The organism is Bacillus sp. FSL P2-0069, from assembly GCF_038593315.1.
Taxonomy (GTDB): Bacteria; Bacillota; Bacilli; order Bacillales; family Bacillaceae; genus Bacillus; species Bacillus safensis.
In genome coordinates this window covers 1,757,267-1,769,109 of record NZ_CP151984.1, presented here as the reverse complement: position 1 = coordinate 1,769,109, position 11,843 = coordinate 1,757,267, and the positions used below count along the sequence as shown (strand labels likewise).

Genomic DNA, 11,843 nt, shown 5'->3' with positions numbered 1-11,843 from the left:
AAAAGGAGAGAGGGAACATGACCAAAACAGATGTACAAATGTTGAAAAATTATATTGGCGGACAATGGATTGAGGCAGAAACTAGTCAAACAGAGGAAGTATATAACCCAGCTACTGGCGAGATCATCGCAGAAGTGCCGCTTTCAACAAAAACAGATGTCGAACATGCGGTACAGGCAGCACAAGAAGCATTTGCCACTTGGTCGAAAACTCCCGTTCCCCGCCGTGCACGCATTTTATTTAAATACCAACAGTTACTCGTTGACAAATGGGATGAGCTGGCTGAACTCGTAACGATTGAAAACGGAAAAAGCATCACAGAAGCAAAAGGAGAAGTGCAGCGCGGAATTGAATGTGTCGAATTTGCCGCTGGTGCACCAACCTTAATGATGGGAAAACAATTACCAGATATCGCATCTGGACTCGAATCTGGCATGTACCGCTATCCAATTGGCGTCATCGGCGGAATTACACCATTTAACTTTCCGATGATGGTTCCTTGCTGGATGTTCCCGCTTGCCATTGCCTGCGGAAATACGTTTGTTTTAAAACCTTCAGAGCGCACGCCGATTCTTGCCGCACGATTAGCCGAATTATTTGAAGAAGCTGGTATTCCAAAAGGGGTTCTCAACATTGTCAATGGAGCTCATGATGTCGTCAATGGTCTGCTTGAACACCAAAAGGTCAAAGCCATTTCATTTGTCGGCTCTCAGCCAGTTGCAGAATACGTCTATAAAAAAGGCACAGAGCATGGCAAACGTGTCCAAGCACTTGCAGGAGCAAAAAATCACTCCATTGTCCTCAAAGATGCAGATTTAGACGCGGCAACGAAACAAATCATTGGTGCTGCCTTTGGATCAGCAGGAGAGCGCTGCATGGCCGCGGCCGTTGTCGCAGTGGAAGAAGAAGTGGCAGATGATCTCATTCAAAAATTAGTTGATGAATCGAATGAGCTTGTCATTGGAAACGGAATAAATGAAGAGGTCTTTCTTGGTCCAGTCATTCGAGAGGAACATAAGGAGCGAACGCTTCAATACATTCAGTCAGGGATTGAAGAAGGCGCAAGTCTCATTCGAGATGGCAGGAAAGATCACGAAACAAATGGAAAAGGGTATTTCGTTGGACCAACGATCTTTGACCATGTGACAAATCAAATGAAAATTTGGCAGGACGAGATTTTCGCCCCAGTCTTATCAATAGTTCGTGTCTCTTCACTGACAGAAGCGATCGACCTGTCTAATCAATCAAAATTTGCAAACGGTGCCTGCCTGTACACAGACAGTGCATCAAGCATCAGAGAATTTCGCGAAAATATTGAAGCAGGAATGCTCGGCGTCAATATCGGTGTTCCCGCACCAATGGCATTCTTCCCGTTTTCCGGCTGGAAGGATTCCTTCTACGGAGACTTGCATGCCAATGGAACAGACGGAGTAGAGTTTTACACAAGAAAGAAAATGGTCACCGCTCGTTATATGTAAGCTACATGCAACGAATCATGAAGAAAAAATGCAGCCCCAGCATGGGAGACTGCATTTTTTGTTGTCTTCTAGTCAAAAAGTAAGGGTTTTCATCGTGATTCCAGCAAGGATTTGCACTAGAAATCATTCTTTCTATTCATTCTTCATCAGTATCTATCAACATATTTTGAAATTGGGCCTAAACCCCAATATTAGGAAGATGAAAACAGGAGGAAATGAAACGATGAGGACGAGGATGAAGTGCGGCGTTGGTTTATTGATTTTTGTTTTGGTACTGAGTTGTTTATCGGTATATGATGCGAGTGCGGCAAGCACAACAATTGCAAAACGTGTAGGAAATGCAAACCCGCTCATAGACCACCACTTGGGCGCTGATCCGTTTGCGCTCACCTATAACGGAAGAGTGTACATTTATATGTCGAGTGATGACTATGAATATCACAGCAACGGTACGATTAAAGATAATTCTTTTGCCAATTTGAATAGGGTCTTCGTCATCTCTTCAGCAGATATGGTGAACTGGACAGATCATGGCGCGATTCCAGTAGCCGGTGCAAATGGGGCAAATGGCGGCAAAGGGATTGCTAAATGGGCAGGTGCTTCCTGGGCTCCATCAGCGGCGGTGAAAAAAATCAATGGGAAGGATAAATTTTTCCTTTATTTCGCAAACAGCGGCGGAGGGATTGGGGTTCTGACAGCAGATTCCCCAATCGGTCCATGGACAGATCCTATCGGAAAAGCGCTTGTCACGCCAAATACACCAGGAATGTCCGGGGTTGTATGGCTGTTTGATCCAGCCGTTTTTGTAGATGATGACGGCGCTGGTTATTTATATGCCGGTGGAGGCGTACCAGGCGGTTCTAATCCAACGCAGGGACAATGGGCCAATCCTAAAACAGCAAGAGTCCTAAAACTAGGGCCTGATATGACAAGTGTTGCCAGTAGCGCCTCGACCATTGATGCTCCTTTTATGTTTGAAGACTCAGGGATGCATAAGTATAACGGAACCTATTACTATTCCTATTGCATCAACTTTGGCGGCTCCCACCCAGCAGATAAACCACCTGGTGAGATCGGTTATATGACGAGCTCAAGTCCGATGGGTCCATTTACGTATAGAGGGCATTTCCTGAAAAATCCGGGTGCATTTTTTGGCGGCGGCGGTAACAACCATCATGCGGTGTTCAATTTTAAAAACGAGTGGTATGTCGTGTATCATACCCAAACGGTCAGCTCTGCTTTATACGGGGCAGGAAAAGGCTACAGATCTCCGCATATTAATAAGCTTGTGCATAATGCTGACGGCTCCCTTCGAGAGGTTGCAGCCAATTTTGAAGGGGTCAAACAGCTTTCCAACCTGAATCCTTATCAGCGGGTAGAAGCTGAAACATTTGCATGGAATGGACGCATTTTGACAGAGCCCTCTTCAGCTCCAGGCGGACCGGTCAATAACCAGCATGTCACAAACATTCAAAACGGAGATTGGGTGGCTGCCAGTAACGTCGATTTCGGATCAAACGGCGCAAGAACATTTAAAGCGAATGTAGCATCAAATACAGGCGGAAAAATAGAAGTACGCCTCGGAAGCCCTGACGGCAGACTCGTCGGAACACTAAATGTCCCTTCCACAGGCGGAACAAACAATTGGCGAGAAGTAGAAACGACAGTAAACGGAGCAGCTGGCGTGCACAACGTATTTTTTGTCTTTACTGGAACAGGTGCAAACCTATTTCAGTTTGATTCCTGGCGGTTTACTCAATAACAAAGGATGAGAAAATGATAGGAGAGTGGAAAAATTTGATGTCAATGATCAAAAAAACAATCTGTACTTTATTGATCTGCTTCACCATGCTGTCTGTCATGTTCATCGGACCTGGCGCAACTGAAGTTTCAGCAGCAGATGCCAATATTAATATCAATGCAGAAAGACAAGTGATTCGCGGCTTTGGCGGAATGAACCATCCGGCTTGGATTGGTGATTTGACCGGACCTCAAAGGGAAACCGCCTTTGGCAATGGGCAGAATCAGTTAGGGTTTTCCATTCTAAGAATTTTTGTAGATGAGAACAGAAATAATTGGCACAGAGAGGTCGCCACAGCCAAAAGAGCAATAGAGCATGGAGCTTTAGTGATCGCTTCACCTTGGAATCCTCCAAGCCATATGGTCGAGACTTTCAACCGTAATGGTACAACTGCAAAGCGGCTGAGATACAATCAATACGCTGCATATGCTCAGCATCTGAACGATTTTGTGACGTATATGAAAAATAATGGCGTCAATCTCTATGCGATATCAGTACAAAACGAGCCCGATTATGCACATGAATGGACATGGTGGACTCCTCAGGAAATCCTGCGTTTCATGAGAGAAAATGCCGGCTCTATTAATGCCCGCGTGATTGCGCCAGAATCCTTTCAATACCTTAAAAATATATCAGATCCTATCTTAAATGATCCGCAAGCGCTTAGAAATATGGACATTCTCGGAGCCCATTTGTACGGAACCCAAATCAGCCAGCTTCCATATCCTCTGTTCAAACAAAAAGGAGGGGGGAAGGAGCTTTGGATGACAGAGGTCTACTACCCGAATAGCGATAACAATTCAGCGGACCGCTGGCCTGAGGCATTAGGGGTTTCAGAGCATATTCACCATTCGATGGTAGAAGGGGACTTTCAGGCATATGTTTGGTGGTACATCCGCAGATCCTACGGCCCTATGAAGGAAGATGGCCTGATCAGTAAACGCGGTTACAACATGGCGCATTTCTCCAAGTTTGTACGCCCAGGATACGTCAGAATTGATGCAACGAAAAGTCCTGAACCAAATGTTTTCGTATCTGCCTACAAAGGAAACAATCAGGTTGTCATTGTCGCGATTAACAAAAACAATACAGGAGTCAATCAGCACTTTGTGATGCAAAATGGAACTGCTTCGCAAGCATCAAGATGGATTACAAGCAGCAACAGCAACCTTCAGCCCGGTACAGACTTAAATATATCAGGTAATCAATTTTGGGCTCATCTCCCGGCTCAAAGTGTGACAACATTTGTAGTCAAACGCTAGAATCAATTGAATCACCAAAAGCCAATTTTCTTATTTCAAAAGAAAATTGGCTTTTTTTATGCAAATAGGAAGTTGATTTTTTCACTATGTTCTTACATTGGGTATAATAATGGCAATGACTTCAGGAGAGTGATCAATGTATGCCAAAGCATCAAAGCAAAGTATTAATGATCGATGACGAAAAAGAAATTTTGGAATTAATCAACACAGTATTAACAAGAGAAGGCATTGATCGCGTTATAACAGCTTCAACTGCCCGTGATGGGCTCACGAAATTCCATCAAGAACAGCCTGATCTTGTCATACTTGATATTATGCTGCCAGACGGTGAAGGCTATGATATTTGCAGACAAATCAGAGAGACCTCCCATGTTCCGATTATCTTTTTATCAGCAAAGGGAGAGGAATCAGACAAAATTGTAGGTCTTGCCATCGGCGGGGATGACTACATTACAAAACCGTTCAGTCCAAAGGAAGTCGCCTACCGGGTGAAAGCGCAGCTGAGACGGCTCTCATACTTGCAGTCATCTCAAGCGGATCCCGTCATCAAAAAAGGGCCGTTTGAGTTAAACGAGCAGCAAGCAGAACTGAAGAAAAACGGCGCGGTCATTGAGCTCACACCGAAAGAGCTTCTGCTGATGACCTACTTCTTGCAGCATCCGAACCGCATCATCAGTAAAGAAACGCTTTATCAAACTGTTTGGGGGGAAGACTTCTTCGGTTCTGACAATACGGTAATGGTTCATATCCGAAGACTTCGGGAAAAAATAGAAAATTCCCCGTCCACACCAGAGTTTCTCGTCACAGTCAAAGGGCTTGGCTATAAATTTGTTGTAAAGGATGCGTAAGGATGAAATGGCGATTAACAGGCAGGTATATGGTCTCTGTCATTATCGTGACCATTATCACGGTCTTTATCAACTTATTCGTATTTATGATTTGGCTCGTACTTCAGGCAAACAGCCAGCATAACGAGGAAAATACGCCCGAAACCTTCACAAGATCATTTGAACAATACATCTCTTTTTCTGATCAAGGAATGACCGTAAACAAAGAAGGGCAGAAAGCCTTAAAACAACAGAATGCATGGATTCAAATTTTAGACGAAAATGGCCAAAACGTGTATCATGCGCAAGCACCTAAAGGATTAAAGAACAAATATACACCGATAGAAATCGTGAACTTACATAAATATAAAGATAAGCAATTATTATCGACCATTTATGCTGGCGGAAAAAAAGTAAAGGGCAAAGAATACAGCTACTTTATCGGTTTTAAAGACCCTTCCATCGGAAAATACCTATTCTCGTTTGACACGAAGGATTTAGTAACAAGATTCAATATCGGGACGATGATTTTATTATCAATTGATGCCATCATAGCGTTACTCATTGGTTACTTATTCAGCCGGCAGCTCACAAAACCGCTCGGCCGTGCCATTCATAGCATCCAGCGGCTGGCAAACGGAGATTACACGACAAATCTGCCTGCTAAAGGAATTTATAAAGATGTCTTCTATAATGTCAATCACTTATCAGAGCAGCTCGCTTCAAGCAAAAAAGAAAAAGACAAACTAGAACAAATGCGTGAAGAATGGATCAGCCATATTTCTCATGATATTAAAACGCCATTATCCTCTATTCAAGGCTATGCTGAAATCATGAAGGATCGAAATTATCCTCTTTCAGATCAAGAGATGATGCATTATGCCAGCATCATAGAGAATAAATCACTGTACATTAAAGATGTCATGGAGGATCTAAATTTAACAACAAGGCTGAAAAATAACGACGTGATGCTACATAAAGAGCTTGTGAACATTGTGCCGTTGCTGCGTAAAACGTTAATTGATATCCTAAACGATTCGAGATATGCAGATCAAAGCATTGAGCTGCAAACGAATGTAGACAAGCTCATGCTGAATATTGATACGGTCCTCATACGAAGAGCAGTCACCAATCTCATTTTAAATGCCCTTGTCCACAATGATGCTGATGTGAAAATCATTGTACAGCTTGAGCAAAAAGAACATACCCATATCACAATTAAAGACAACGGCAAAGGAATTGAAGAGGCAGAGCTAGAAAAAGTGTTTGACCGCTACTATAGAGGGACGAATACAGCAGGGACACATGCTGGCTCTGGTCTTGGAATGGCGATTGCAAAAGATATTATCCAAAAACACGGCGGAGATATTACGATACAAAGTATAATTGGAGAAGGAACAACGATTGATATCCAATTACCCACTTGAATAGACATACAAAAAACGGTTCTGCTCAATGACAGAACCGTTTTTTCATCTATTATTATTCTGAAAACACTTTAATGCCTTTCACAATGTTCCAAATGAAGAAGTAAATCGCCACAAGGAATGTCAGAGCATACGTAGCAATTAAGAACGGACCAGCATGACTGATATCGTTCATGCCAAGTAAACCTGAACCGACAATACCAATACCGAAAATCAAATAAGGAATAACATGCGTCCATAGTGACTTTTTCGCATGATATTTCACTTCATCCTTTCCTAAGAAGTAGACGATAATCGGAAACAGAAACGGTGCAAAAAAGATACTGAAGTAACATAATGAAGACAAAATTTTATTTTCTCTCAAAACTTTTCACCTCTATGATTAATTTAGAAGGGAGGAGAATCATTCGACTCATCCCTCACTTCCTTACAAACCCATTGTACAACCTCAACCTTAACCTGTATTAATCCGAACCTTACAGCAACCTTAAAAATGAATAAATAGTGGCATTTCCGTTTCAAAAGGCTAAATTGAAAATCACATATCCATATTTTTGACCTTATTCTTGACCTTGTAGTATACTTCAACCTTTATAATGGAAATATCAACAGGTGACTAACCTATACATGAAAAATACGAACATAGGAATAGAGCTGATGACAAAAGGTGAACTTGCAAAAAGAACAGGAATAAGCGCTGCTGCCATTCGGTACTATGAAGAAAACGGCATTTTACCTGTCCCAATACGCTATTCTAATGGTTATCGATTATATACAGAAGATGACCTATTAAAAATTGAATTCATAAAAGGGGCTAAATCGTTAGTTACTCCCTGAATATGCTGAAAAAAATCAGATGCTGGCTCGTGAAGGAATGGAAGTCATTACAAACATATGGGCTGCTGATAAACACCCAACAGACTCATTGATCAGCCCAATCTACGGAGATTTTAAAGGATTGGGGAAAATCACTCATTTATTGGCACACACGAAGCTTTATATCCAGATGCGATAAAACTTGATGAAAAACTAACAGAGCAAGGAATTGAGATCAACACCTACGTTTATCTGGAAATGCTTCATGTGTTTGTTGTCATGCTAATCCCAGAAGCAAAAGATGCTAAACAAAAAATCATTCAGATCATTAATAGCTAGGTATCGTCCTTTTATGTCACGAAATAAATGAAACACACTCAATTTAATATTTGATGGAAACACCTTTCCCGAATCCTGAAAAAATTAAATCAGTGTACTCCGATAGAATACCGTCACACACTGGCAATTTTAAGTTTTTTATATTCGCCAAGTTGACAAGGCTAAGAACAGATTAGTGATCTTTTTCAATGAATATTCACAAGTAAAGAAAACCTGTAAAAATTGCAGGAAAATGAGACATGCATAAGTTTTCAAGTGTTGTTTGCGTTTTCATGAAGATTGTTGGCGCATACATTGACTTTGCCAAACGAAATCATCATCTTCATAATGAAAAGAGAATGAAGCATAAAGGGGTCATGAACTTTGAAAAAAAATGTTCAAGCTATGCTGAAAGAACTCAATCGTGCCATGAAACAATATGGAGAAGCTATCATTAAAATTAAATCCAATGTATAGCCTTTAATTTTAATAGGTGTCTAGTCTGGTGCAATTGCATCAGGCTTTTTTTCGTGATGAATAGTTAAAATAATGAAAAAATTTCGAAAAACAATTGACTGAAAGCGCTTTTGATATTATGATTATTTCAAAGTTAACCATAAGTTAACCAAAAATATGATTATTTTTTGAAAAACTTATGGTTAACTCTATTTTTCAAGTATTTAGTCATAAAGGAGGCTGACAAACGCGTGACCAACCCGAACTGTATTTCGTGGGGCATTGCTCCGATTGGCTGGAGGAATGATGATATTCCAACGATAGGAGCTGATAATACATTATCTCACTTATTAAGCGATATATGTGTCGCTGGTTTTCAAGGAACTGAAGTAGGTGGTTTTTTCCCCGAACCCAACATTTTAAATAAAGAGCTTCAATTACGTAATCTAAAAATTGCAGGCAAGTGGTTTAGTAGTTACATCATACAAGACGGACTAGAGATGACGAAAAAAAAATTTACTGATCATTGTCGATATTTACAAGAAGTAAATGCAAGTGTAGCGGTTGTATCTGAACAAACGTACTCTATTCAAAAAAAAGAAGTGAGTGTTTACAAAAATCAACCCACTTTTTCGGATAAAGAATGGGACTTACTCTGCACAGGAATAAATGAGTTAGGCAAAATTGCTAACGCTTTCAATCTGAAACTTGTGTACCATCATCACCTTGGCACAGGGGTTCAAACCTTATCAGATATTACTCGTTTATTAGAAGGAACGGACGAAAAATATGTTCATCTTCTATATGATACTGGTCATATTTTCGTATCAGATGGCGATTATATGCCCCTATTGCATACACATATTGACCGCATACATCATGTTCACTTTAAGGATGTTAGAAAAGAAATAATGGACCTTTGTAAGCAAGAAGATTTGCCTTTTCTACAATCCTTTCTTAAAGGTATTTTCACTGTTCCAGGTGACGGATGTATTAATTTTGAAGAAGTATACCGCGTTCTATTAGAAAATGGTTATAACGGATGGATTGTGGTTGAAGCTGAGCAAGATCCTTCAATTGCACATCCACTTGAATATGCGCTGTTGGCTCGTAAGTATATTGATGAGAAATTAGTGATCCATACTTAAAATAGAACAGGAGAAAACGAGCATGAATAAACAAGTCAACCAACACCAAAATCTTAGGGCGATTATTTTAATTTCGACTTTTGGCGGACTTCTTTTCGGATATGATACTGGCGTCTTAAATGGGGCATTACCATATATGTCACAACCAGGGCAGCTCAATTTAACAGCGCTTACACAAGGTTTAGTGACAAGTGCATTACTTTTTGGGGCAGCATTTGGGGCAGTGATATGCGGTCGGTTATCAGACCGTTATGGCAGGCGTAGAACGATTTTTTCTCTCGCAGCGATGTTCTTTTTTTCCACGATCGGTTGTACAGTTTCACCGAATGCAGAAATTATGATTATTTTCCGATTCCTCCTTGGCCTAGCAGTTGGGGGAGCATCTGTTGCAGTGCCAACTTTCTTAGCAGAAATGTCACCTGCGAATCAGCGCGGAAGAATCGTTACACAAAATGAATTGATGATCGTAACAGGTCAATTACTTGCGTTCGTTTTCAATGCTATCATTGGTAACTTATTAGGAGAGAACCCATTTGTATGGCGAATTATGCTACCGATTGCTGCTCTTCCAGCGATCATTTTATTCTTTGGCATGTTGAGAGTCCCTGAAAGCCCAAGGTGGCTTGTCACTAGTGGGAAAAGAGATGAAGCCCTGCAAGTGCTACAAAAGATTCGCTCAAAGGTAGATGCAGAAAGAGAGCTTAGTGAGATTGAAAATGCCTATGAAAAAGAAAAGAACCTTGACAAAGCAACCTTTAAAGATTTCTCTATTTCTTGGGTTAGAAGACTTGTACTCATCGGAGTAGGGATTGCGATTGTCCAACAAATAACTGGTGTCAACTCTATTATGTATTATGGAACCGAGATATTAAGAGGTGCCGGCTTTGATACAAAAGCAGCGTTGATTGGTAACATTGGAAATGGTATTATTTCGGTTATCGCGACAATTGTAGGAATTGTCTTGCTAGGCAAAATCGGACGCCGCCCTATGCTCATTACAGGATTAATCGGTACAACGACAACATTACTTTTTATCGGAATTTTTTCAAATCTTTTTGCTGGGTCAGAATTACTTCCATATATCGTGTTATTATTAACCATTACCTTCCTTGCGTTCCAACAAGGTGCAATTTCTCCAGTGACTTGGCTCATGTTGTCTGAGATATTCCCACTCCGCCTTAGAGGGCTCGGCATGGGTGTCACAGTTTTCTGCCTTTGGATTGTTAATTTCTTAGTCGGTCTAACGTTCCCTATTCTACTATCTCAACTTGGGTTGTCTGTGACATTCTTTATCTTCGTTGGATTCGGTATCTTGTCAATATTGTTTGTTACTAAATTCTTGCCAGAAACGAAAGGGCTTACATTAGAAGAACTTGAAGCGAATTTCCGAAATCATGGTCATTCAGGCGTTGATGTTACATCAAATAATAAAACGATTTCTTAATGAAAGAGGTATATAAATGAAACTTGCATTTAACCAAGCGACAACTCTCAAAAATTCTAATTTATCAAAAGATTTAAACCTTTGCGAAAAACACGGTTATGATTTTATTGAAATTCGAACAATGGATAAATTACCAGAATACCTTGAGACTGCTTCACTTGAGGATCTAAACAACTATTTTCAATCAACCACAATTAAACCACTTGCCTTAAATGCTCTCGTCTTCTTCAATAATCAATCAAAAGAACAATACGAAGCGACAATTCAAACATTTAAAGACATGCTTGAAACGGCCAAAACAATTGGTGCACCTTACATAGTTGCCGTTCCACTTGTAACAAAAGAAAAATTTCTCAAATCAGAGATTCATAAAAGTTGTGTAAGCGTGTTAAAGGAACTTTCTACGCTCGCTTCTCCTTATGAAGTAAAAATCGCTTTAGAATTCGTAGGTCACCCTGAATGTACTGTCAACACATTGTCTCAAGCATACAAAATCATTGAAGAGGTTAATTGTGACAACGTAGGGCTTGTTCTAGACTGTTTTCATTTCCATGCAATGGGCTCACGTTTAGAGGATTTACAAAAGGTTGATATTTCAAAAATTTTTATCGTCCATATCGATGATACAGAGGATTTCCCAATCGGCTTTTTAACAGATGAAGATCGCGTATGGCCAGGTGAAGGCGCCATCGATCTTCAAGGGATTTTCAGCATCTTAAAAGAAAAAGGATATGACGGTGTGGTATCTGTTGAGCTATTTAGACCCGATTATTACAACCTTGATGCAGAAGTAGTCATTAAAAAAGCCAAACAAACGACAAACAACGTACTTACAAAAATGGGGGTCTAATTGCCATGAAGGAGTG

At 40.6% G+C, this 11,843-nt stretch carries 9 protein-coding genes and 2 pseudogenes; 10 read left to right on the top strand and 1 reads right to left on the bottom strand.

The window, feature by feature from the left end:
• The first annotated feature begins 17 nt into the window (after positions 1 to 17).
• From NSQ34_RS08935 to NSQ34_RS08915, 5 genes are all read left to right on the top strand, one after another.
• Complete coding sequence (locus tag NSQ34_RS08935) at positions 18 to 1,478, top strand: CoA-acylating methylmalonate-semialdehyde dehydrogenase (RefSeq protein ID WP_176967396.1); 1,461 nt, start codon at positions 18 to 20, stop codon at positions 1,476 to 1,478.
• A gap of 223 nt (positions 1,479 to 1,701) precedes the next feature.
• Positions 1,702 to 3,240: a glycoside hydrolase family 43 protein gene (locus NSQ34_RS08930; protein WP_176967397.1), complete on the top strand. Its 1,539-nt coding sequence runs from the start codon at positions 1,702 to 1,704 to the stop codon at positions 3,238 to 3,240.
• A gap of 35 nt (positions 3,241 to 3,275) precedes the next feature.
• On the top strand, positions 3,276 to 4,541 hold the full coding sequence (locus NSQ34_RS08925; RefSeq protein WP_041117582.1) for a glucuronoxylanase: 1,266 nt from the start codon (positions 3,276 to 3,278) through the stop codon (positions 4,539 to 4,541).
• A gap of 140 nt (positions 4,542 to 4,681) precedes the next feature.
• Positions 4,682 to 5,389, top strand: coding sequence for a response regulator transcription factor (locus NSQ34_RS08920; protein WP_061109948.1), 708 nt, complete (start codon positions 4,682 to 4,684; stop codon positions 5,387 to 5,389).
• 2 nt (positions 5,390 to 5,391) lie between these two features.
• A complete protein-coding gene (locus NSQ34_RS08915) occupies positions 5,392 to 6,795 on the top strand; it encodes a HAMP domain-containing sensor histidine kinase (RefSeq protein ID WP_111927450.1) in 1,404 nt (467 codons plus the stop codon).
• A gap of 55 nt (positions 6,796 to 6,850) precedes the next feature.
• On the opposite strand, the gene NSQ34_RS08910 is transcribed toward NSQ34_RS08915, so the two are convergent.
• Positions 6,851 to 7,159: a DUF4870 domain-containing protein gene (locus NSQ34_RS08910; protein ID WP_034283494.1), complete on the bottom strand. Its 309-nt coding sequence runs from the start codon at positions 7,157 to 7,159 to the stop codon at positions 6,851 to 6,853.
• A 263-nt stretch (positions 7,160 to 7,422) separates the two neighbouring features.
• Between NSQ34_RS08910 and NSQ34_RS08905 the strand changes: the two are divergent.
• From NSQ34_RS08905 to NSQ34_RS08885, 5 genes and pseudogenes are all read left to right on the top strand, one after another.
• Positions 7,423 to 7,554: pseudogene (locus tag NSQ34_RS08905) on the top strand (MerR family DNA-binding transcriptional regulator); the annotation flags it as partial.
• A 55-nt stretch (positions 7,555 to 7,609) separates the two neighbouring features.
• Positions 7,610 to 7,950, top strand: a pseudogene (locus NSQ34_RS08900) (alpha/beta hydrolase); the annotation flags it as partial.
• A gap of 686 nt (positions 7,951 to 8,636) precedes the next feature.
• Positions 8,637 to 9,533, top strand: coding sequence for a myo-inosose-2 dehydratase (gene iolE, locus NSQ34_RS08895; RefSeq protein WP_024427121.1), 897 nt, complete (start codon positions 8,637 to 8,639; stop codon positions 9,531 to 9,533).
• Between the two features lie 22 nt (positions 9,534 to 9,555).
• Positions 9,556 to 10,977, top strand: coding sequence for a sugar porter family MFS transporter (locus NSQ34_RS08890; RefSeq protein WP_024427120.1), 1,422 nt, complete (start codon positions 9,556 to 9,558; stop codon positions 10,975 to 10,977).
• A gap of 16 nt (positions 10,978 to 10,993) precedes the next feature.
• Positions 10,994 to 11,827: a sugar phosphate isomerase/epimerase gene (locus NSQ34_RS08885; protein ID WP_024427119.1), complete on the top strand. Its 834-nt coding sequence runs from the start codon at positions 10,994 to 10,996 to the stop codon at positions 11,825 to 11,827.
• Positions 11,828 to 11,843: the final 16 nt, after the last annotated feature.